This window comes from Nonomuraea sp. NPDC049419 (genome assembly GCF_040676995.1).
Classification (GTDB): Bacteria; Actinomycetota; Actinomycetes; order Streptosporangiales; family Streptosporangiaceae; genus Nonomuraea; species Nonomuraea salmonea.
Genome location: NZ_JBFAQB010000010.1, coordinates 21152 through 43390, shown reverse-complemented (window position 1 = coordinate 43390; position 22239 = coordinate 21152). Strand labels below are relative to the sequence as shown.

The following is a 22239-nucleotide window of genomic DNA, read 5'->3' as shown; positions in this document are numbered from 1 at the left end:
CTCAGTCGCCCTTCTTGCCGGCGAAGGCGGCCGTCGCCTCCTTGATCACCTCGGCGGGTGTCTTCTTGCCCTGCAGCGCCTCGAGCGCGGGGCCGCCGAGCGCCTCGATGAGCACGTTCAGCTGGGAGTTCTGGTAGAAGACCGGGCTGTCCTGCGAGGCGGGGGTGTAGACGTCGAACAGCCGCTGCCCGCCCAGATACTCGTCCTCGAAGCCGAGGAAGTCGTCGTCCTGGTAGAGCGACTTGAGCGTGGGCAGGAAGCCGCCCTGCTGGAAGCGGAGCAGCTGGCCCTCCTTGGTGAGGTAGGTCTGCTTGAGCAGCTCCGTGGAGGCCGTGGTGTTGGGCTTGTCCTTGAGCACGGCGAAGCCGGTGCCGCCGAGGTTGGAGGAGAGGTGGCCGCCGCCGGCGAACTTGGGCAGCGTGCGCATCCGCCACTTGCCCTTCTGCTCGGGCACGTTGGTCTGCAGGCCGTAGACGTTGTACCAGTTCGGCATGACGGTGGCGATGAGCTTGTCGTTCTTCAGCGCCGCGGTGTTGGGGGCGCCGTACGGGTCGGGCAGCGCCAGCAGGAAGCCGCTGGCCACGCCCTTGACCATGAAGTCGAGCACCTCGACGGCCTCGGGGGAGTCCAGGATGAGGTTGCCGCCCTGGTCGAAGTAGCCGCCGCCGCGCTGCAGCAGCAGCTGCAGGAACGCGTTGGTGATCGAGGTGTTGTCGCCCGTGGCGACCGTGCCGAGCGACTTGCCGGTCTTCTTGTGCAGCCGGGCGCCGATCTCGGCCAGCTCTTCCCAGGTGCCGACGTCCTCGGGGATGTCGTTCTTCTTGAACTCGTCCTCGCGGTAGTACAGGACGCTGAGGCAGGTGTCGGACTCCAGCGCGTACAGCTTGCCGTCGATCGTGTACGGCGCCGTGCGCAGCAGGTCGTCCTTGACGGGGGCGATCACGCTGTCGAGGTCGAGCAGGAGCTGCCTGCCGATGCCGCCGGTCATCATCCGGGGGAAGACGCTGATCACGATGCCGATCATGTCGGGGGTGCCGGTGCCGGCCGCGCCCTGCGAGATCATCTTGGTGACCAGGGCCTCGCTGTCGGCCTGGGTGGCCTTGACCGTGTAGTCGAAGGCGCCGTCGGGCTTGCCGGTCAGCCGCTTGGCCGACTCGGTGAAGGTCTTCACGTAGCCGGGGTCGTGCGTCCAGAAGTTGATCGTGACGGCGCCCGACGTGACCGCGGGGCCGCCGTCGCTGCCGCCGCAGGCGCTGAGCACCGGCGCGGCGAGCAGGCCGCCGCCGATCATCCCGGTTCGACGCAGGAAGCTCCGCCGCGTCAGGTCGCTCATCGTCGACTCCTTCGTTGGGGGTGTGAGGTGCCCGGATGCGGGACTTCGTCTCGCAGGATGCCCCCAGAGTTCGCGAGAAGTCAATAAAAAGTACGATTACTTTTTACACTAGTATGCTTAGAGGCGATATCGGCGATCTTGGGGGCGGTGGCCTGGAGTGCGGGCGTGGCATGATTCCGCCATGACGGAGATCGGGAGGTCCGGCGCGCACGACCGGGTGGTCAGCAGTCTCGGCACGGCCATCGTCAACGGCGAGCTCGTCCCCGACGACGACCTCGACGTGGCGGCGCTGCAGGAGCGGTTCTCGGTGAGCAGGACGGCGGTGCGCGAGGCGCTGCGCGTCCTGGCCGCCAAGGGCCTGGTGGGGGCCCGGCCCCGGCGCGGCACCTTCGTCGCGCCCCGCGAGCAGTGGGCGCTGCTCGACGCCGACGTGCTGCGCTGGCGCTTCGCCGACCGCGTGGACGAGACGTTCCTCGACGAGCTGGGCGAGGTGCGGCTGACCGTCGAGCCCGCCGTGGCCCGCATGGCGGCGCTGCGCCGCACCGACCGCGACCTCGCCGACCTGGAGGACGCGCTGGCGGCCATGCGAGCGGCGGCGGGCCGGCCGGCCGCCGATCACGTCGAGGCCGACCTGGCCTTCCACCACGCCCTGCTGCGGGCCGCGCACAACGAGCTGATGGCCCAGATGGCCACCGCCATCGAGGCGGGCCTGCGGCTGCGCGACCAGTTCGTGCACGCCACGCTCACCAGCGAGTCCGCCGACAAGCACGCCGAGGTCCTGCTCGCCGTACGCAAGCAGCGCGCCAAGGCGGCCGAGACCGCGATGCGCGCCCTCATCGAACGCTCGATCGCCGACGTCGACCTCGCCAAGAAGGTCCACGGGGAACAGGCCGACCGCTGAGCCGGCGGTCGCGAGCGGCACCGTCACCCCCGCCGCCCGCCACCAGGCCCACCGCGCCCCCGCCCGTCCATCCCGCCGGCTCAGCCGTCCGCGCCGCTGCGTGCGATCACGTCGATCAGGCGCTTGGCGCGCGACGTCAGGGCCGCCATGTCGCCGTCGGCGCAGGCGTCGCCGAGCAGCGGGGAGCCCATGCCGACGGCTCGGGCGCCGGCCCGCAGGTAGGCGGGGACGTCGTCGATGCCGATGCCGCCCGTGGGCACCAGGGGGATGTGCGGGAGCGGGGCGCGGACGTCCCTGATGTAGGCGGGGCCGCCCGCCGCACCCGCCGGGAAGACCTTGACCAGGGCGGCGCCCTGCGACCACGCCTGGACGATCTCCGTCGGCGTGAAGGCCCCCGGCAGGACCGGCACGCCGAGCCGCCGCCCTTCGGCGATCACCTCGGGGAGCACGGCGGGCGTGATGAGGTAGCCGGCGCCCGCGTCCACGGCACGGCGCGCGGAGTCCGCGTCGAGGACGGTGCCCGCCCCGACCGCCACCCCCGGCAGCCCGGCCGCCCGCCGGATCGCCGCCTCCGCGCCGGGCGTCGGCATGGTGACCTCCATCGCCCGCACCCCGGAGCCGGCCAGCGTCTCCAGCGCGGCGTCGAGGTGGCGCGCCTCGGCGGCCCTGATGATGGCGATGACGGGCAGCGCGGCCAGCGCATCGTCCAGCGTCGTCATGATTCCTCCTGGGTGAGCACCGTACGGGGCACGGGGACGAGGGTGACCGAGCGCAGCTCCAGCACGGAGCCGCCCGGATACACGGCAGGCCGCACCTGCGGCGAGACGAACACGGGGGCGTCCGCGCGCAGCGGCAGCAACCGTACCTCGATGCCGTGCTCGAGCACCTCGTCGCGGAAGCGGCGCAGCCCGATCTCCCACGCGGGCCCGTACCAGAACTGGTCGGCCACCAGACGGCCGCCGACGTAGGCGCGGCCCACGTCGCCGGTCCAGTCGAGCCGCATCAGCACCTCGTCCTCACCCGCGAACGCCTCGGCCGGGACGGTGACACGGTAGACGGCGGCCTGCTCGAAGTCGGTGTCGGTGGGCGCGGAGGCCCGTCCCGACGCGGGGTCGATCACCGGCTCCCTGGCCGGACCGGCCTGCCGGACCTCCTCCACCTTCACCTCGGGGACCCCGGGCACCTCGGCGGCGGCGGGCAGCAGCCCGAACACGCCGTCGGCCCGGGGAGCACCGGCCGGCGCGGGGAAGACCCGCACGTCCGAGGAGCCCGCGCCGTACACCACCAGCCGGTCGTCCTCGATCACCACCGGCCGCTCGCTCAGCACCAGCCGCCGCACACCCCAGAGCCGGCCCGCCGCCGCGCTCAAGGCACTTGCGGCGTCCAGCACCAGGACGGCCGCGCGGCCACCGGAGGCGTCGCGGAGCCGCAGCAGGCAGCCGGTGCCCGGCGTGAGATCGGTGACCACGAGCCGGTCGCCGTCGCGCGACACCGTCGCGGGCCCCTCGACCCCGGTGACGGTGGCGGCGTCGAAGACCAGCTCGACCGGGATGCCGGCGGTCTGGAAGAACACGTGGACGCCGGCGTCCACCACGCCCATGGGCTGCGCGGTGGCGGCGAGTAGCGTGGCGCCGCCGACCGGCCGGGCGAGCGGCCACACGAAGTGCGCGCCGGACGGCACCGTCACCGGCTCGCGCGGGACGACGAGCTCGCGACCGTCCAGCTCGACCGCGAACCGCACGTCCTCGTGGGCGGGCAGCGTCTCGACGGGCTGGTGAGCGTTGACGAACAGGAAGCCGGAGCGGCCGTCGGAGCGTACGCACCAGCGCAGGGTGTCCCGGTCGGCCGGGTCATCGGGCGCGTCCTGCGGCATGACCAGCGTCATGGTGGCGAGGCCGGGCCCGTCGCTCGCCAGCCACAGGTGCTGCCGCCGCAGGTGCCGGAACGACTCGCGGAACTGGCCGTACTCGCCGAGCGGCGCCTGGAAGTCGTAGCTGACGACCGGGCAGTCGTTCGGGTAGCCGGTGGCGTGCGACTCCTGCAGCGTGGACAGCGCGCCGATCTTCTGGGACGCCCCGTGGTACATGTAGTAGCCCTGCCACACCGAGCCGCTGCCCAGCTTGACCAGGCCGAGCGCGGCGATGTCGGCCGCCTCGACGATCGGCCTGCGGTGGTAGGAGGTGTACATGCCGCCGCCCAGCTCGCAGGTGGCGAACGGGTAGCGCGCCAGATGGCTCTCGTCGGAGCCGGTCACCTCGGTCGTCCGCAGGTCGGCGCCGATGGAGTCGTCGTCGCGGCCCGGGCCGAAGAAGTAGTGGGCCCTGCTCTGCTGCGGCCAGCCGTCGTGCGCGGTGTCCCACGCGGCCTCGGAGTACCCGCCGAACAGCGGGATCAGCTCGTCCGCCGGAAGCTGCGCGTGCCCCCACCCGGTGGCGGTCCACAGTGGCGCGTCGATGCCCGCCTCCCGCGCCATGCGCTTGAGCGTGACGAGATGGCCGGGCTGGTCGTACAGCTCGTTCTCCACCTGCACCGCCACCACCGGCCCGCCGTGCTCGCGGGTCAGCCCGGACAACTGGCCGCCGATCTGCCCGAACAGCGGCCGGACGAGGTCGAGGTAGCGGGGATCATCGGTACGCGGCACGCAATCGGCCTCCAGCACCCAGTCGGGGAACCCGCCGTTGCGCGACTCGCCGTGCCCCCAGGGCCCGATCCGCACCACCACGTCCAGCTCCAGGCCGGCGCACGTGCGCACGAACCGCCGCAGATCCCGGTCGCCGCTCCAGTCGAAGACGCCGCGCCGCTCCTCGTGCAGGTTCCAGAAGACGTACGTGGAGACCACCGTCACCCCGCCCGCCCGCACCTTCAGCAGCTCCTCCCGCCACTCGGCCGCCGGGAAGCGCCCGTAGTGGAACTCGCCCATGATCGGGAACCACGGCACGCCGCCCCTGCTCAGGTGGCGGGAGTTCACGGTGATCGCATCGGGCGCACCGGGCGGATCACCCAGCCGCAGATGGCCTCCGAGCGGCGGAGGAGTCTCGCCCGGGACGCCGATTCGTCGCACAGCTGCACCTTTCCTCAGGGTCGTACAACCGCCGTACGGTACTACGACTGAGCAAAAAAATACTACTAGTTGGGGCGGACGGGCACGACGCCGGTGCGTGCGACCTCGCCCGGCCAGGCCAGTCAGCCAGAACGACCGCGCCCGCACCCTGGGGGCCGCCGGTATGCCGGTGGTACACGACCGGGACTATGGGGCAGGGCGGCCGATGCCGTCGTCGCCGAAGACGGCATCGAGCGCCTTGGCGATGAGGGCGGGCAGGTCGGCGCGGCCTTCGTCCTCGGCCCAGCGCACCAGCGCCGTGTGCAGGGCGGCCAGGCAGGCGCCGGCCGCCGCCTGCGCCTGGAACGCCCGGTCGGGGTCGGCGGCCTCGTCGCCCAGGGCGTCGATGATGGCCCGCTGGAGCGCGTACTGGTTGTCCAGGTGCCTGGCGCGCAGCGCGGGCGTGGAGATCATGAGCTGGAGGCGGACGAGCAGGGTCCGCCGCTCCGCCGGCACGTCGTCGCCGGCCAGGGCGGCGGCCGCGGCGACGAGCGCGCCGCCGATGCGGCGGGCCAGGGGCTGTCCGGGGGGTGACGTGGCGATCCGCTCGGCGATGAGCTCACCGTGCTGGTCGATCAGGACGAGGTCCTCCTTGGTGGGGAAGTGCCGGTAGAGGGTCATGGGTGACACCCCTGCCGCCTCGGCGACGTCGTTCATGGTCGTCGCGTCGTAACCGCGCTCGCTGAACAGCCGGATCGCGTGGGCCTGGATCGTGCGCTGTGTCTGGGCCCGGCGGCGGGCCCGGAGGGTTGAGTGCTGTGCTGACACGTGATAGACACTACCATCCTGATAGTTACTACCACTTTGGGGTGAGCGTGAGGGATCTGACCGGCAGGACGGCTCTGGTGACCGGCGCGTCGCGCGGCATCGGCCAGGCGATCGCGACCCGGCTGGCGGCCGGGGGAGCGACGGTGCTCGTGCACTACGGCAGGGACGCGGACGGCGCGGCGGCGACGGTCGGCGCGATCGAGCGCGCGGGCGGGACCGCGCTCGCCGTCCAGGCGGAGCTAGGGGCGGACGGCGACGTCGAGACGCTCTTCGAAGGCGTCGAGAAGGGCCTGGCGGGGCGGCCGCTCGACATCGTGGTCAACAACGCGGCGGCCCAGCCCGCCGGGCCCCTCGGCGTCACGACCAGGGCCGAGTTCGACCACCTCTTCGCGGTGAACGTGCGGGCGCCGTACTTCATCGTCCAGCGGGCACTGCCGCTGCTGCGCGACGGCGGACGCATCGTCACCATCTCGTCCGTCGCGACCCGCATGGCCAACCCGGCGCAGACGTCCTTCGCCATGACCAAGGGCGCGATCGAGACGATGAGCCTGACCCTGGCCAACGAGCTCGGCGCCAGGGGCATCACGGTGAACGCGGTCGCCCCCGGCGCCACCAGGACGCCCGCCAACGGCGCCGTCTTCGAGGCGCCCGGCCTGGCCGACGTCATCGCGGGATCGACGGCGCTCGGCCGCCTCGGCGACGCCGGCGACGTGGCGGACGTGGTCGCGTTCCTCGCCTCCGACGCCGCCCGCTGGATCACCGGCCAGGTCATCGACGCCAGCGGCGGCCTGTTCCTCGGCCCGCGCGCCTGACGCGGCCGGTTCCGGCCGCCCTCCGTCGGCAGCGGCTGGAACCGAGCCCCGCACGCGCGTCACCCGGCCGTGTGCGTGAGGATGGCGGCGGCCAGCTCATCGTGCACCTCGGGCGGCAGGGTGTGGCCCATGCCCTGCACGATCATCAGCCGCGCGTCGGGGATCTGCTCGGCGATGAGCGCGCCGTGCCCCGGTTTGGCCGGCTCGTGGCTGCCTTCGATGACCAGCGTGGGGGCCTTGACCTGGTGGAGCACGCCCACCGGCTCGAAGTCGGGTTCGGCGGCGGCGGCCAGCCGGTGGTTGGCCGTCGCGGTCAGGTCGCGGGCCCGGTCGTAGACGCGTTCTTGGAGGCGGCGGGCGGCGTCCTCGTCGAAGGGCAGGGCGGTGCCGTGCAGGACGCGCTGTTCGGCGATCATGAGGTCGATCTGCGTGCGCCGGTCGGTGGGCGGTGGGGTGGTGAGCAGCGTGCGGAAGAACGCCACGAACTCGGGCGTGGGCTCTGGCAGGCTGCCTTCGGGCTGGGGCTCGCCCATGAGCGCCCGCATGATCACTGCGCCTTCGCCGCCGCCGAGCGGGGAGGAGCCGATGACGGTCAGCGAGCGCACCCGCTCGGGCGCCTCGACCGCGATGTACTGGCCGAGCAGCCCGCCTGCGGAGTGGCAGACCAGGTGGGCGCTGTCCAGGCCGTGGGCGTCCATCACGCGGTAGACGTCGTTCTTGATGTCGTCCCAGGTGTAGGGCGCCTGTTCGAAGTCGACGGTGTCGGACCTGCCGGTGTCGCGGTGGTCGTAGCGGACGACCCGGCGCCCTCCGGCGGTCAGCAGGCCGACGAACTCGTCCGGCCACAGCACGCCCTGCGACATCGAGCCCATGATCAGCAGGATCGGCTCGTCGGTGGCGGCGCCGAACTCTTCACTCCAGATGTTCACGTTTTGCATGACTCACAGCTTGCCGTCGCCGGTTACGGGTGCCTTCCGTAGGACTACTAGCCGCGCGAGGTCAGTACGCGAGCTGATGCCCAGCTTCGGATACATCTTGTACAGGTGGTACTCGACCGTACGCGGGCTCAGGAAGAGCCGGGCGGCGATCTCCTTGCTGGACAACCCGTCGGCGACCAGGCCCGCGATGCGCAGCTCCTGCGGCGTCAGCACGTCGAGCACGTCGGCGGGCGGGGCCTGCCCGCTCTCGCCGGCCGCCCGCAGCTCCTCCTGCGCCCGCCGCGCCCACGGCCGCGCGCCCGCCCGCTCGAAGGTCTCCCACGCCGCCCGCAGATGAGCCCGCGCCTCGCCGGGCCGCTGCGACCTGCGCAGCCGCTCGCCCAGCAGCAGCGCCGTCCTGGCCGACTCGAACGGGTTGGTGTGCAGCCGCAGCGCCTCGGCGAAGGCGCCGGACGACCCCTCGACCAGGCCGCGGCAGCGGGCCAGCAGGGCGTGCGACTCGGGCGTGGCGGCGTTCGCCGACCACCGCTCGTACGCGGCCAGCGTCGCCCGCGCGCCCTCCTCGTCACCCGCGCCCACGGCGGCCTCGATCCGATCAGGGATGGACCGCGACACGACGGTGGGATGCCCGGCCCCCGGTCCCGCCGTGACGATGGTGTGGAAGCGGTCGTGCGCCGCCGCGTACCGGCCGAGGCACAGATCGAGCAGCGCCAGCGCGTACGACGCCACCCCCGCGCGCATCCCCACCCGGTGCGGGATCGCGATGGCCAGCGCGGCGCGGGCCTGCCGCTCGCACTCCTCCTCCTCGCCGCGCAGCGCCGCCACCGCCGCCAGGTTGGCGAGGTGGGCGGCGACGGTGTTGGTGTAGCCGGCCTCGCGCGCCAGCTCAAGGCCCTCCTCGGAGAGCGCCTGGCTGCTCGCCAGCCGGCCGGCCATGCGCTCCGCCGTCGCGACGAACTCCAGCACGACCGGCAGCTGCCCGCTCATCCCCGACACCCTGGCCACCCGCCCGGCCCGCTCGGCCATCTCGGCGGCCAGGTCGTTCTCGCCCAGGTAGCTGGCCGCGGCCGCGGCCCACAGGTGCTCGGCCGCGTCCTCCAGCTCGCCGGCGTGGGACAGCGCCCGCCGCAGCAGGCCAGGCCCCTCCGCGTCGCCGTCCAGCGTGAGGCCGACCCCGGCCACCGTGTCGCGCAGGAACCCCTCGGGGTGCGCCGCCGCCCGCCGGCCCAGCGCGACGATGGCCGCCGTGTCGCCGACGTACGAGGCCGCCTCGGCGGCGTCGGCCAGCATGTCCAGGGTGTCGCCCGCCGCCAGGATGCGTACGGCCTCGGCGGCGTCGCCCGAGTTCAGCTCGAACCGGCCGCGCAGCCGGGCGACCTCCATCGCCAGGCCCACGTCCTCACCGGCGCGTTCGCGCGCCTCGGCCAGCAACGACTGCGCCTGACCGGGGCGTCCGCCGAGCCAGGCCGCGACGGCGGCATCCTTGAGCCGTACGGCACGCGCCCGCGGCTCGGGGGTCAGCTCGGCGGCCCTGGCCAGGGCCATGGCGGCGACCCCGTACCCGCCGCGCTCGCGCGCCCGGTCGGCGGCGGCCACCAGCGCGGCGGCGACCTGCTCGTCCTGGCCCAGCGCGGCGCCCGCGAGGTGCCAGGCGCGGCGGTCGTCGGAGGCCAGCTCCGCCAGCACGGCGTGCACCCGGCGGACGTCGGCGGGAGAGGCCGCCTCATGGATCGCGGAGCGGACGAGCGGATGGAGGAACCGCACGGTCGCTCCCGCCACCTCGGCCAGCCCGGACTCCTCCAGCTCGGCCAGCGCCTGCCCGCCCGCCAGCCGCTCGGCGGCGCTCAGCACCAGGGGAAGATCGGCCTCCACGGCGGCGACCAGACCGATCAGCCTGGCGGCGGGCGACAGGGACGCGACCTGGTCGCCGAAGAGGCGGGCGCCACCGGGCAGCGGGTCGGGCAGCGCCTCGTCCCCGGCGAGCTGCGCGGGCGTCAGCCGGGCGACGATCTCGTGCAGGGCGAGCGGGTTCGCGCCGGTCAGCGTCACGAGCTCCCGCCGCACGCGGGCGGACAGCTCGGCGTGGCGGTCCCGCAGCAGCTCGTCCGCGGCGGACTCGGGCAGCCCCCGTACGTCCAGCGTCCGCGGCACCCCCTTCACCGGGGCGTCGCCGCGTACGGCGAGCAGCATCGCGACGCGTTCGGTCGCCAGCCGCCTGGCGGCGAACAGCAGCGCGTCGGCCGAGGCCCGGTCGATCCACTGGAAGTCGTCGATCACGCAGATCAGCCCGTCGGGCGCGGCCGCCTCCGCCAGCAGCGACAGCACCCCGGCACCCACCAGGAAGCGGTCGCCCCCGCCCGGCTCAAGGCCCAGGGCCGCGCCGACGGCGAGCCGCTGCGGCTCGGGCAGCGCGCCGAGCGCCCCGATCACCGGCCAGAGCACCTGGTGCAGCGCCGCGAACGCGAGGTCGGACTCCGACTCGACGCCCGTGGTCCGCAGCACCCGCATCGCGCCGCCGCGCGCGGCCGCCGCGTCGAGCAGGGCGGTCTTGCCCGTGCCGGCCGCGCCCCGGACGACCACCGCGCCGCCTGAGCCGTCGCGCGCCCACGCGATCACCTCGTCGAGCGCGCTGACCTCCGCCGTTCTTCCGTAGAGCACGGAAGGACACTGTAGGGGCGTCCGTCGCTCGGGGGAGAACGCGGCCCACTCGACGATGGCGAAGCCGTCGCCGTCCTTGCGCACCTCGGCGGCGCCGTGCCCCGGCCAGTGCGCGGGGAAGACCAGCTCGCGCCGGTCGGCGGCGCGATCGAGGTAGGCGCGGCGGGTCTTGGCCGCGAGCGGTGGGTCGTCGCAGAAGCAGCTGTTCCACTGGGGGTCGAGCACCTGGACGGGACTGTGCAGCATGTCGCCCACGAAGACGGCGCGGTCGCCTCCCGAGCGCAGGGTGAGCACGGACGAGCCGGGGGTGTGCCCCGGCGCGGGCTCCAGCAGCAGGTTGCCGTCGATGCGGTGGCCGCCCTCCCACAGCACCGCCTGCCCGGCCCGGTGGATGGGCGCGATGCTGTCGTCGAACACCAGCTTGCCGCCCTCCCAACGCAGCCGCTCGTGCTCGTCGCGCGGCGCCCGGCGCAGGTGGGCGTTGGCCGGGTCGAAGTAGACGTTGTCAACGCGCGGGTTACAGAACAGTCTAAGTAGTCAGGACGAGCTTCCCCCTCGTACGGCCGGCCTCGCCGCGTAGGTGCGCCGCCGCGGCCCGCTCCAGCGGGAAGGTCTCCTCCACCTCGACGGCGACCTGCCCCGCGTCGATCAGGCCGGCGATCGTGGCCAGCGCGGGACCGTCCGGCTCGACCAGGAACGGCGTGGTGCGCACGCCGGCCGCCGCGCCCGCCTCGGCCAGCTCGGGGGAGACCCCGCCGGGGACGCCGACCAGCAGCCCGCCGGGGCGCAGGACCTTCAGCGTCCGGGGGCTCGCGTCGCCCACCAGGTCGATGACGACGTCCACGTCCGCGGCGGCGTCCTCGACGCGGGTGGCGGTGTAGTCGATGGTCTGCTCGGCGCCGAGCTCCTTGAGCCAGGGGTGACGCGGAGCGCTGGCGGTGGCGATCACGCGGGCGCCCAGGTGCCGGGCGAACTGCACCGCGAAGTGGCCCACCCCGCCGGCGGCGGCCGTGATCAGCACGCGCTGACCGGCCCGCACCTGGGCGGTGTCGACCAGGGCCTGCCAGGCGGTCAGCGCCGCCAGCGGCACGGCGGCCGCGTGCACGTGATCGACCGTGGCCGGCTTGCGGGCCCACTGGCGGGCCGGGGCGGTCACGTACTCGGCGTAGCCGCCGGCGGCGCGCGGGAACCACGGCATGCCGTACACCTCGTCGCCCGGCCTGAGCGTGGTGACGCCGAAGCCCGCCTCCTCCACGACGCCCGAGACGTCCCAGCCCACGATCAGCGGGAACGTCTGCAGCCCCGCCATGCCGTGACCCAGGCGGGTCTTCCAGTCCACCGGATTGACCCCGGCGGCGTGCACGCGTACCAGCACCTCGGTCGGCAGCGGCTCGGGACGGGCGACGTCCTCGACGGTCAGCACCTCGGGTCCGCCGAACTCCTTGATGGTGACAGCCCGCATGATGTCCTCCTCATGTCGTCTTCAATGGGGCGGACACCAGAGTGGCGGGCCATGGGGGAGGCGGGTGAGTGGCCGGAAGGTCAGCTACCGTACTATTCCGGCCATGCCGCATCGTGTCGCCGTCCTCGCCCTCGACGGAGTGCTGCCGCTCGACCTGGGCATCCCGGCCCGGGTGTTCAACGAGGCGTGCACCTCCGACGGCACCCGCCTCTACTCCGTCAGCACCTGCTCCATCGGCGGCCGGCCGGTCCGTACGCACGAGGACTACCAGATCGTCGTGGACCACGACGAATCGCTGCTGGAGAGCGCCGACACCGTCGTGCTCGCCACGCAGGAGCCGAGCAAGGAGCTGCTCGAGACCGGCGCGCTGCCCGGCGACGTCGCCGCCGCGCTGGCCAGGATCGGGCCGCGGGCCCGCGTCGTCAGCCTGTGCACCTCCGCGTTCCTGCTCGGCGCGGCCGGCCTGCTGGACGGCCGGCGGGCCACCACGCACTGGGCGCTGTGCGACGCGCTCGCGCGACTGTTCCCCCAGGTCGAGGTCGATCCCGGCGTGCTGTTCGTGGACAACGGACGCATCCTGACCTCCGCGGGCGGGGCGGCCGGCATCGATCTCTGCCTGCACCTGGTCCGCCTCGACCACGGCGCGGCGGTGGCCTCGGCCGCCGCCCGGCGCTGCGTGGTGGCGCCGTGGCGCGAGGGCGGGCAGGCGCAGTTCATCGAGCATCCGGTGCCGCAGGACACCGACCGTTCCACCTCGGCCACCCGGCAGTGGGCGCTGGACCGCCTGGCCGACCCCATCACACTGGAGGACATGGCGAGGCACGCGAACATGAGCGTGCGCACCTTCACCCGGCGCTTCCGCGGCGAGGTGGGCAGCAGCCCGCTGAAGTGGCTGGCACAGCGGCGGCTGTCCCACGCCCGCCTGCTCCTGGAGTCGACCGATCTGCCCGTCGCCCGCATCGCCACCGCCTGCGGCTTCGGCGACCCCGTGACGCTGAGGAAGCACTTCTACGCGTACCTGGGCCTGTCGCCCCTGGCCTACCGGCGCGCCCACCACGCGCCAGAGCCCGCATGAAGTCTGTTCCCGGCCTCGGCGAGCGTCTCCGCCTGCCGGGCCGGTCCCCGCCGTCGAGGAACGCGCGCCCGCCCACGGAGATCACGTCATCACCAGGCCAGAAGCTCGGCGTCTCCGGCCGTACGGCGGCGGTCATGACCGCGATGGAACGCGGCCTGCTCTAGGGTGACCATGGTGATGGAATCCCGGCTGACCCGCCACCGAGACGTCTCGACCGCCCTGGCCCGTTACGACGACCGGCGGCTCGCCGCGTTACTGGAGCGCGAGGCGGTGCCGCTCGGCACCGGCATCGGCGGGGCCTCCGCACGGCTGGAGGTCGGCGGCAGGTCCGTCTTCGTCAAACGCGTCCCCCTCACCGAGCTGGATCTGCGCCACCCGCGCTCCACGGCCAACCTGTTCGGGCTGCCGCCCTTCTGCCAGTACGGCATCGGCGGGCCCGGCTTCGGCGCCTGGCGCGAGCTGGCCGCCCACACGATGACCACCGAATGGGTCCTGGCCGGCCGCTTCCCCGGCTTCCCGCTGCTGTACCACTGGCGGGTGCTGCCCGACCCCGAGCCGCTCCCGCTGTACGAGGAGCTGGCCGACATCGATCGCGTGGTCACGTTCTGGGAAGGCGCGCCGGGCGTGCGCCGCCGCCTCGAGGCGCTGGCGCAGGCGCCGGCGCGGCTGACGCTGTTCATGGAGTACCTCCCCTCGAACCTGGACCGCTGGATGGAGGAGCAGGTCCGCGCCGGCGACGCCGACCGCGCCGCCGCCGTCGCGGACCGGAGGCTGCGCGAGACCGTGTCGTTCATGAACGCGGCGGGCCTCCTCCACTTCGACGCGCACTTCGAGAACTTCCTCACCGACGGGCGCGAGTTCTACCTGAGCGACTTCGGGCTGGCCGTGTCGTCCGCGTTCGACCTCTCGGCCGAGGAGCGGGCCTTCTACGAGCGGCACCGCACGTACGACCGCACCTACACGCTGGCATACCTGGTGAACTGGCTGACCCGCACCATCCACGGCGGCGGCTGGGCGGAAGGGCGCGCGCGGATACGGCGATGGGCGTCGGGGGAGCCGGTGACCGGCGTGCCCGGCGGCGTCGAGGAGCTGGTGGCACGGGACAGCCCGCTGGTCACCGTCCTCAACGACTTCTACTACGAACTGCAGACCGAGCGCAGGACGACGCCGTACCCGCTGGAGCGGCTCCGCCAGGTGGCCGACCGGCTCGCCCTGCCCATCGACTGACGTCAGCCCGTGGGATAGTCCTCCAGCTCGGCGTCGATCGCGTCCCAGGCGGCGCTGAGCTGCGCGACGAGGTCCTCCTCGTGGGCGGCGCGGTTGGCCCGTTCGCGGGGGTCGGCGGTCACGTCGTACAGCAGGTGCCGGGTCTGCTGGTCCTGGACGCGCAGGTACTTCCACCTCCCGCGGCGCAGCGCGCCCGCGCGTCGCATGCGCCAGAACAGGTCGCGCTGCGGTGGCTGCGCGCCGTCCAGGAGGTAGGGGATGAGGCTGTGGCCGTCGAGCGGGTAGCGCGCGTCCGGCTCGACGCCGGCGGCGTCCAGGAGCGTCGCCGTCCAGTCCTGTGTGACGACCGGGACGTCGCTCACCTGGCCGCCGCCGATCGCGGCGGGCCAGCGGACGATGGTCGGCACGCGGATGCCGCCCTCGTTGAGCTGCCCCTTCGAGCCGGTCAGCGGCCACAGGTAGGACCAGCGCTCGCCGCCGTTGTCGCTGGAGAAGACGACCAGGGTGTCGTCCTGCCTGCCGCTGTCGGCCAGCGCCCGCAGCACCTGGCCGATGCCGGCGTCCATCGCCTCGACCATCGTCCGGTACGTGCCCAGCGACCCGCCGTCGTTGTGCGCCAGGATCTGCCCCTGCTCCTGGCCCTCGGTGATGCGGCGGGTGAGGTCGTCGCTGACGGCCCGGTCGCCGGGGCCCTCCCACGGCCAGTGCGGGGCGGTGTAGTTGAGGTTGAGCAGCCACGGGCCTTCGCTGTGGTCCCTGATGAAGGCCGCCGCCCGGTCCGACACCGTCCGCGTGTAGTACTCCAGCGACTCCGCCGGCACCTCGCCCTCGTACAGGTCCGTCTCGCCGTTCCCGCTGATCTTGGAGAAGTAGTCGACGGCGCCGCCCATGTTGCCGAAGAACGTGTCCCAGCCCGACTTGACCGGGCCGTAGTCCGGCAGGAAGCCGCAGTGCCACTTGCCGAACATGGCGGTGGCGTACCCGGCCTGCTTCAGCAGCGAGGCCAGCGTCGGATGATCGACGGGCAGGCCGACGCCCGCGCCGGGGCCGGGGATCGGCTCCAGCAGGCCCGCCTCCAGACGGCCCGGGTGGCGGCCGGTGTAGAGCGCGAGCCGGGTCGGCGAGCAGACCGCCGAGGCGGCGTACCCGTGGGTGAAGCGCACGCCCTGGCCCGCGAGCGCGTCCAGGTGCGGCGTGCGGATCTCCGGCGCGCCGTAACAGCCGAGATCCGCCCAGCCCAGGTCGTCGGCGAAGATGAACAGAATGTTGGGGCGCGAGGGGCGTTCGGTGAGCCGGGCGGCACGGAACGGCCGCTCCCGGACCGCCGCGGGCGCCGCGAACGCCGCCGCCCCCGCCGCCAGAACCCCTCTCCTGCTGAGGCCACGCATGGAACCGTCCTTTCTCCGGGTGACGGTCCCGACTCTGGCCCCGGCTCTGTTTCCCGGCTGTTACCGCCCCTCCGCCGCCCCTCCGCCGCCCCTCCGCCGCCCCTCCGCCGCGCTGTCCGCCGCGCTGTCCGCCGCGCTGTCCGCCGCGCTGTCCGCCGCGCTGTCCGCCGCGCGGGCGAGCAGGGCGCGGCGTTCCGTGTCGGTGTGGGCGACGGCGGCGGCCTGGCGGAACAGGTCGGCGGCGCGGTCGTGGTCGCCGAGTTTCCCGGTGAGGTCGGCCTCGGTGGCGAGGGCCAGCGGGTGGCCGTCCAGCTCGCCGCCCGCACGGGCGCCGGCCAGCACCGCGAGGCCCGCACGGGGGCCGTGCGCGTAGCCGTGGGCGACGGCGCGGTTCAGCTCGACGACCGGGGTGGAGCGGATGCGGGCCAGCTCGTCGTAGCAGCGCGCGATCCGCGCCCAGTCCGTGCCGGCCACCGACGGCGCGGTGGCGTGGCAGGCGGCGATCCGGGCCTGCAGCTCGTACGGACCGCACACCGCGACACGGTCCCGGCCGTCGGGCGCATTGAGGCGCCGAGAGTCCTCGGGCCGGTCGGCTCCTTCCAGGGCGGCCAGGATGGCGAGGGCCTCCGCGATGGCCTCGCGGTCCCAGACAGAGCGGTCCTGGCGGTCGAGGGGCAGCAGCTCACCGCCCGCGTCGCGGCGGGCCGCGTGCCGGGAGCGCTGCAGCAGGAAGAGCGCCAGCAGCGCCGCCACCTCGTCCTGCCCCGGCATCAGCCGCCGCAGCAGCCGCGCCAGCCGGATCGCCTCCTCGGCGAACGCCGGTTCGCCGTCGGCGTTGTAGCCCTGCGTGAACAGCAGATAAAGCACCGACAGCACCCCGGGCAGCCGCTCACCGAGCGCGGGGCCGCGCGGCACCCGGTACGGGATCCGCGCCGCCGTGATCTTGCTCTTGGCCCTGGTCAGACGGCGGGTCATGGTCGACTCGGTGACCAGGAAGGCCCGGGCGAGGTCCGCGGTCGGCACCCCGCAGATCGTCCGCAGCGTCAGCGCCACCCGCGCCTCCAGCGCCAGCGCCGGATGACAGCAGGTGAAGATCAGCCGCAGCCGATCGTCCAAAACGTCCTCCTCGATGACGGGATCGGTGGTCTCCGCGAGCGCGGCCACTTCCTCCAGCTTGCGGCGCTCCACCGACGCGCGGCGCAGCGTGTCGATCGCGCGGTTGCGCGCGACCGTCATCAGCCACCCGCCCGGATTGCCGGGAACGCCGTCGCGAGGCCATCGCTGCACGGCGCTGACCATCGCCTCCTGCGCGCAGTCCTCGGCCAGAGTCCAGTCGCCGGTGACCCGGATGAGCGTGGCGACGATGCGCGGGTACGCCTCCGCCGCCACGCTCTCCAGGGTCGTCGCAGGTCGGGTCGTCACAGGTCCATGAACGGGCGCAGCTCCAGCCGGCCCTCCCTGGCCATCGGATGGGTACGGGCGACCTCGATCGCCTCGTCCAGATCGGCGCATTCGAGCAGGTCGAAGCCCACGATCATCTCCTTGGTCTCGGTGAAGGGCCCGTCGGTGAGAATCAGCTCACCGTCGCGCACCCGGACGGTGGTCGCCGCCGACTCCGGCGCCAGCGCCGACCCCTGCAGCCGCCGCCCGCGCGCGTCGTTCTCGGCCACCCACGCCTCGATGTCCGGCAGGTTCTCCCTGTCGGTGTCGGGCTGGGGGTCGTCGCAGACGAACATCATGTACTTCATCACATGCTCCTCGGATCGTGGTTCACCCTAGTGACGAACGGGATCCGTCTTTCCGGACACGTCGGAACCATGTCGGCCGGGCGAACATCTAACACGCCGTGGAAACGCTCAGCGCCGGGGATCCGCAGCGCATCGGGGACTACTGGATCGCCGGGCGGCTCGGCTCGGGAGGCCAGGGCGTCGTCTACGACGCCTACGACGGCGACGGGCGGCGGGTCGCGCTCAAGGTCCTGCACGCGGTCGACAGCCGGGCGAGCCGCGACCGGTTCGCCAAGGAGGCGACGGCGGCGCGGCGGGTGGCGTCGTTCTGCACGGCGCGGGTGCTGGCCTCGGACATGTCGGGCGCGCGGCCGTACATCGTCAGCGAGTACGTCCCCGGCCCGAGCCTGCGCCAGGTGGTCGAGCGGGGCCGCAGGTTCACCGGCGACGACCTGCACAGGCTCGCCACCGCCGTCGCCACCGCGCTCACCGCCGTGCACGAGGCCGGGGTGATCCACCGCGACCTGAAGCCGGACAACGTGCTGATCAGCGCCGACGGCCCGCGCGTGATCGATTTCGGCATCGCGCGTACCCAGGACATGTCGCTCACCAAGACCGGCGAGGTGGCGGGCACGCCCACGTACATGGCGCCCGAGATCTTCACCGGGCAGCGCGCGGGCGCGGCGGCCGACGTGTTCGCGTGGGGCGCGATCATGGTGTTCGCCGCGACGGGCGAGGACCCGTTCAGGGCCGACAACCTCGGCGGCGTCATGCACCGCGTGCTGTCGCACCACCCCGACCTGCGCGCGCTGCCGCCCCGGCTGGCTTCGCTGGTCTCCGCCGCGCTGGACAAGGACCCGGCGGCCCGCCCCGCCGCGCGCGACCTGCTGCTCGCCCTGGTCAGCGGCGGGAACGCGGGCATCGAGGGGCTGCTGAACGCGGGCAGCCGCGCCGCGCGGGGCGTGCACGTGCCGGACAAGGCCGATCCGGCGCTCGGCACGATCGCCGAGGACGCCTTCGGCGCCCTCACCCCAGAAGAGCGGGAGCTGGCCGCCGGGATCTTCCTCCGCCTGGTGACGGTGACCGACGACGGCCACGAGACCGTACGCCAGGCGCTGAAGCAGGACCTGCTCGCCGGCCGCTCGGAACGCGAGGTCAGGGCCATCGAGCACATCCTGCACGCCTTCTCCTACCTGGTGACGCAGCAGGACGACGCCGTACGCCTGTCGCGCCCCGCGCTGCTGCGCGCCTGGCCGCGCCTGCGCCTGTGGGTGGACGGCGACCGCGACGGTCTCGCCGTGCTGGCCCGCATCAGCGACGCCGCCCGCAACTGGGACGACAACGGCCGCAAGGACGGCGACCTGCTCCAGGGCACCCGCCTGGACCAGGCGCTGACCTGGGCCGCCACCGGACGCCGGCACATCACCCTCACCCCGCGCGAACGCGACTTCCTGGCCGCCGGCACCGGCCTGGCCAGGCGGCGGGTGCGCCGCAGGCGGCTGACCACGGCGGCGCTGGCCGGCCTGCTGGTGGTGGCGCTCGCGGCGGGCGGCCTCGCCGTGCTGCAGGGCAGGCAGGTGGCCGAGCAGAGCCGCGTGGTGGCCACGCGGCGCGACCAGGCCGTCGGACGGCAGGTCGCGGCGGAGGCCGACCGGCTGCGGACGACCGACCCCGCGACGGCGATGCTGCTCAGCGTGGCCGGCTGGCGGCTCGCCCCCGGCGCCGGCACGCGGCGCAGCCTGACGTCCTCGCTGACCATGCCGGAGAGCGCCGTCTTCCGCGACCCCGGCGCCAAGGGCGTCTCGGCCACGGCGTCGTCGGCGAGCGGCCGGATCCGCGCCATCGCGGGTGAGGACGGCGTACGCGTCTATGACGTCACCACCGAGCGGCAGACCGCGTTCTGGCGCTGGCCCGGCGGCATGAGCGCGCTGCCCACGGCGGCGGCGCTCAGCCCGAGCGGGCGGACGCTGGTCGTCGTCAGCCGGCAGACCGCCTCCGCCTGGGACACCGCGACGGGCAGAAAGCTGCGCGAGCACCGCGTCGGCGAGGGCAGTCCCGGCGTGCACGTCGTCTTCGACGGGCACGAGAGCCTGGCCGCGATCATGCGCGAGAACACCCTGGAACTCCTGTGGGACACCAGGACCGGCGCGTCCTCCAGGCCGCGGCTGCAGGCCGACCACGCTCCGGCGATCGCGCCGTCCGGCGCCTACATCGCCGGGGTGGAGACGAACCAGGGCGGGCTGAAGGTGATCCGCCTGCCCGGCCTCACCGTGGACACCCGCCTGCCGAAGAGGTGCGGGTCGGTGGTGACGTTCACGCCCGACAGCAGGCGGCTGCTCTGCGCGAACGGCGACGTCGAGGCGTGGGACCTCGCGTCCGGGACCAAGGTGCCGGACGAGGACCGGCCGTTCTGGCAGGCGTCGGCCGCCAAGGACCTGACAGGAGCCCGCCTGCGCCTCAGCGCCGACGGCCGCCGCCTGCTCGGCGTCGAGGGACGTACCCTGCACCTCTGGGACGCCGCCACCGGCGACGAGCTGGCCGTCTACCACGCCGAGGGCGAGCCCGAGGACGCCTGGCCGGAACGCGACGGCCGCACCGTCCGCTACCTGCTCGACAGCTCGACCATCACCGCCGACCTCGGCTCCCGCCTCTCCTCGGTCCGGCTCCCCGGCGCCCACCAGGTGACCGCCTTCGCCCAGGACGGCCGCCTGGCCGCCACGGCCAAGGACGGGGGAGCGCTCCGCGTCTGGGACACCCGCCGCCTCGGCCCGCCGCTGTCCGGCAGCGAGGGCGCGTCCGGTGCGTTGTTCGACCCGGCGGGAAGAAGGCTGGCCGCCGACGGCACGGACTCCTCGGTCGCCCTCTGGGACGTCACCACCGGCCGCCGCCTCTGGCGCCACGCGTTGCCCGGCTCGCAGGGCGTCCTGTCCAAGACCTTCACCCCCGACGGCACCCGGCTGGTGCTGTCGCTCACGGAGCAGAGCCAGCGCGACGCCCGCAACGAGCTGGTCGTCCTCGCCGCCGACACCGGCCGCCCGCTGGCCCGCCACCGCCTCGCCACCGCCACGGGGACCATCGTCCCCACTCGGGACGGCACGGCGGTGGTGACGGCAGCGGGCACGATCTACGACCTCGCCACCGGCAAGCCGGCCGGCCCCGGCTTCAATCGCTCGGGCCTGGTCGTCGCCGTCAGCCCCGCCGCCCCGCTGCTGGCCCTCGGCGCGCGTACGGTCGAGCTCTGGGACCTCACGAAGGGCTCAGAGCTGCCCCCCGCACTCCGTGTGGCCAGCGACGCCCAGGTGGAGGCGATGCGCTTCAGCCACGACGGCTCCCTGCTGGCGTTGATCGGGAGATCCATCGGCGAGACCTTCAACGACGTCTACACCGTCCAGCTCTGGGACGTCACCACCCGCGAACGCCTCGCCTCCTTCCCGATCGACATCCTCGACCAGCTCGCCTTCACCGAGGACGACCAGGCCCTGTACGTCTCGGGCAACCACTCGGCCACGATCACCCGCATCCCGATCGGACCGGAGGCGGTGGCCAGGCAGGTGTGCGACCGCGCGGGCCGCACCCTGACCACCCAGGAATGGCAGCGCTACCTGAAGGACGTGCCGTACCGGGACGTCTGCGGCGCCATCTAAGGGCGGTCGTGCCAGGCTTCGGCGAGGATGCGGGTGACGGCGGTGCTCAGGACGCGGACGCCCCTCGTCGAGCCGGGCTCGATCCCCACCAGCTCGCGCACCCGCCGCAGCCGGTAGTCCAGGGTGCGGGGGTGGACGCGGAGGGCCACGGCGGTGCGCATGCGGTTCATGTCGTTGCGGTAGTAGCAGTCGAGTGTGGTCACCAGGTCGGGGCCGCTCGCCAGCCGCCAGGTCAGCTCGCGCAGCCACTGGTCGACCTGCGGCAGCTGGGCCGCACCCAGCTCCACGAACACGTCGGCCACCCCGTACACCTGGGACGGGATCCGCTCCACCGGCGCCGCCTGGCAGACGCGGCGGGCCAGCGCGACCGGGTCGGCCAGGGCGCGCACCCGGCCGGGGGCCGCCCCGACCGAGCACGGGCCGCACAGCTCGGCGACGGCGCGCACCACCGACAGCGCACGGGACCGCGCGGGCGCCTGGCCGTCGATCGGGTCGGCGCCGTCGCAGGGCACCAGCGCCACGAACTCGTCCGGTTCGTGCCAGGTCAGCGGCAGGTAGTGGTCGGTCAGCAGGGTCTTGACGACCTCGTCGCGGCACCGCTCGTCGGGCGGGCCGGCGGCGACGCGGGCGACCGTCACCAGGTAGTGGCCGGGCAGCGGCAGGTCGAGCTCGCGGGCCAGCTGCGCGGCGGCGGGCTCGCCGGTGACGAGCAGGCCGGCGAGCATCTGGATCCTGGCGGCGACCGGCAGGAAGCGCTCCTGGCCCTTGAGGAAACCGTGCGTGTAGGCGTCCTGCGCGGTGAGGCCGTGGCAGGCGACCCAGCCGAGCATGCACATCACGTCGGAGAGGTCGTTGGGGCCGGCCGCCTCGTGGATCTCGCGCAGCGTCAGGTTGGCGTGCAGGAGCAGGACCTGCCGCTGGGACGCCAGCGAGACGCCGACCTCGCCGCGCGTCGCCCCGACCGAGGACATGTACGCGTGATCCTGCTCGGTGAACGGCTGCTCGTCGGCGGCCAGGTCGATGGTGCGGCGGCGGAGGTTGACCGCGAAGTCGAGCATCGCGGCCGAGCCCCGCGTCTCGGCGGCCAGGCTGCGGTAGTCGGCGAGCTCGTTCGTGTACACCTCGACCGCCCGCCGCGCGTTGGCGTCCAGGCGGCGGCGTAAAGCGCGGAACAGGCTGCCCATTTCTCGCCTTCCTCGACGGCCG

At 73.7% G+C, this 22239-nt stretch carries 17 protein-coding genes; 6 read left to right on the top strand and 11 right to left on the bottom strand.

Features of this window, described 5'->3' with window-relative positions; all coding sequences use genetic code 11:
- Position 1 precedes the first annotated feature (1 nt).
- On the bottom strand, positions 2-1333 hold the full coding sequence (locus tag AB0K12_RS27535) for an ABC transporter substrate-binding protein (RefSeq protein ID WP_364567051.1): 1332 nt from the start codon (positions 1331-1333) through the stop codon (positions 2-4).
- Positions 1334-1514: 181 nt separating this feature from the next.
- On the opposite strand from AB0K12_RS27535, the gene AB0K12_RS27530 reads away from it, so the two are divergent.
- Positions 1515-2234, top strand: coding sequence for a FadR/GntR family transcriptional regulator (locus tag AB0K12_RS27530; protein ID WP_364567048.1), 720 nt, complete (start codon positions 1515-1517; stop codon positions 2232-2234).
- A gap of 80 nt (positions 2235-2314) precedes the next feature.
- On the opposite strand, the gene AB0K12_RS27525 is transcribed toward AB0K12_RS27530, so the two are convergent.
- From AB0K12_RS27525 to AB0K12_RS27515, 3 genes are all read right to left on the bottom strand, one after another.
- Positions 2315-2953 (bottom strand): bifunctional 4-hydroxy-2-oxoglutarate aldolase/2-dehydro-3-deoxy-phosphogluconate aldolase, encoded by a 639-nt coding sequence (locus AB0K12_RS27525; RefSeq protein ID WP_364567045.1) that lies wholly within the window; start codon positions 2951-2953, stop codon positions 2315-2317.
- A complete protein-coding gene (locus AB0K12_RS27520) occupies positions 2950-5295 on the bottom strand; it encodes a beta-galactosidase (protein WP_364567042.1) in 2346 nt (781 codons plus the stop codon). Before AB0K12_RS27520 ends, AB0K12_RS27525 begins: the two co-directional genes overlap by 4 nt.
- A 186-nt stretch (positions 5296-5481) precedes the next feature.
- Complete coding sequence (locus AB0K12_RS27515; RefSeq protein WP_364567039.1) at positions 5482-6102, bottom strand: helix-turn-helix domain-containing protein; 621 nt, start codon at positions 6100-6102, stop codon at positions 5482-5484.
- A 41-nt stretch (positions 6103-6143) separates the two neighbouring features.
- On the opposite strand from AB0K12_RS27515, the gene AB0K12_RS27510 reads away from it, so the two are divergent.
- On the top strand, positions 6144-6914 hold the full coding sequence (locus AB0K12_RS27510) for an SDR family oxidoreductase (protein ID WP_364567036.1): 771 nt from the start codon (positions 6144-6146) through the stop codon (positions 6912-6914).
- Between the two features lie 59 nt (positions 6915-6973).
- Here the strand turns inward: AB0K12_RS27510 and AB0K12_RS27505 are convergent, their stop codons facing one another.
- From AB0K12_RS27505 to AB0K12_RS27495, 3 genes are read right to left on the bottom strand one after another with little or no spacing between them, the layout of a single operon-like run.
- Positions 6974-7852, bottom strand: coding sequence for an alpha/beta fold hydrolase (locus tag AB0K12_RS27505; protein ID WP_364567033.1), 879 nt, complete (start codon positions 7850-7852; stop codon positions 6974-6976).
- A 3-nt stretch (positions 7853-7855) separates the two neighbouring features.
- A complete protein-coding gene (locus AB0K12_RS27500; protein ID WP_364567509.1) occupies positions 7856-10984 on the bottom strand; it encodes an AAA family ATPase in 3129 nt (1042 codons plus the stop codon).
- A 55-nt stretch (positions 10985-11039) separates the two neighbouring features.
- Positions 11040-11972, bottom strand: a complete 933-nt coding sequence (locus AB0K12_RS27495; RefSeq protein WP_364567030.1) for an NADP-dependent oxidoreductase — start codon at positions 11970-11972, stop codon at positions 11040-11042.
- Positions 11973-12075: 103 nt separating this feature from the next.
- Between AB0K12_RS27495 and AB0K12_RS27490 the strand changes: the two genes are divergently transcribed.
- Genes AB0K12_RS27490 through AB0K12_RS27480 form a run of 3 tightly spaced genes read left to right on the top strand, consistent with a single transcriptional unit; the run spans position 12076 to position 14274 of the window.
- Complete coding sequence (locus tag AB0K12_RS27490) at positions 12076-13047, top strand: helix-turn-helix domain-containing protein (RefSeq protein WP_364567027.1); 972 nt, start codon at positions 12076-12078, stop codon at positions 13045-13047.
- The gene (locus AB0K12_RS27485) at positions 13044-13211 is read left to right on the top strand and encodes a hypothetical protein (protein WP_364567024.1); all 168 of its coding nucleotides are present in this window, start codon (positions 13044-13046) and stop codon (positions 13209-13211) included. Before AB0K12_RS27490 ends, AB0K12_RS27485 begins: the two co-directional genes overlap by 4 nt.
- 7 nt (positions 13212-13218) lie before the next feature.
- A complete protein-coding gene (locus AB0K12_RS27480) occupies positions 13219-14274 on the top strand; it encodes a protein kinase family protein (RefSeq protein ID WP_364567022.1) in 1056 nt (351 codons plus the stop codon).
- A 2-nt stretch (positions 14275-14276) separates the two neighbouring features.
- On the opposite strand, the gene AB0K12_RS27475 is transcribed toward AB0K12_RS27480, so the two are convergent.
- From AB0K12_RS27475 to AB0K12_RS27465, 3 genes are read right to left on the bottom strand one after another with little or no spacing between them, the layout of a single operon-like run.
- Positions 14277-15662 carry a sulfatase-like hydrolase/transferase gene (locus AB0K12_RS27475; protein ID WP_364567018.1) on the bottom strand — a complete coding sequence of 462 codons (1386 nt, stop codon included), beginning with the start codon at positions 15660-15662 and terminating at the stop codon, positions 14277-14279.
- A gap of 60 nt (positions 15663-15722) precedes the next feature.
- The gene (locus AB0K12_RS27470; protein ID WP_364567015.1) at positions 15723-17084 is read right to left on the bottom strand and encodes a sigma-70 family RNA polymerase sigma factor; all 1362 of its coding nucleotides are present in this window, start codon (positions 17082-17084) and stop codon (positions 15723-15725) included.
- A complete protein-coding gene (locus AB0K12_RS27465; RefSeq protein WP_364567012.1) occupies positions 17081-17410 on the bottom strand; it encodes a YciI family protein in 330 nt (109 codons plus the stop codon). Before AB0K12_RS27465 ends, AB0K12_RS27470 begins: the two co-directional genes overlap by 4 nt.
- A gap of 98 nt (positions 17411-17508) precedes the next feature.
- Between AB0K12_RS27465 and AB0K12_RS27460 the strand changes: the two genes are divergently transcribed.
- Complete coding sequence (locus tag AB0K12_RS27460; protein ID WP_364567010.1) at positions 17509-21033, top strand: WD40 repeat domain-containing serine/threonine protein kinase; 3525 nt, start codon at positions 17509-17511, stop codon at positions 21031-21033.
- Here the strand turns inward: AB0K12_RS27460 and AB0K12_RS27455 are convergent.
- Positions 21030-22217 (bottom strand): helix-turn-helix domain-containing protein, encoded by a 1188-nt coding sequence (locus AB0K12_RS27455; RefSeq protein WP_364567007.1) that lies wholly within the window; start codon positions 22215-22217, stop codon positions 21030-21032. The two genes, AB0K12_RS27460 and AB0K12_RS27455, sit on opposite strands and share 4 nt — an antisense overlap.
- Positions 22218-22239: the final 22 nt, after the last annotated feature.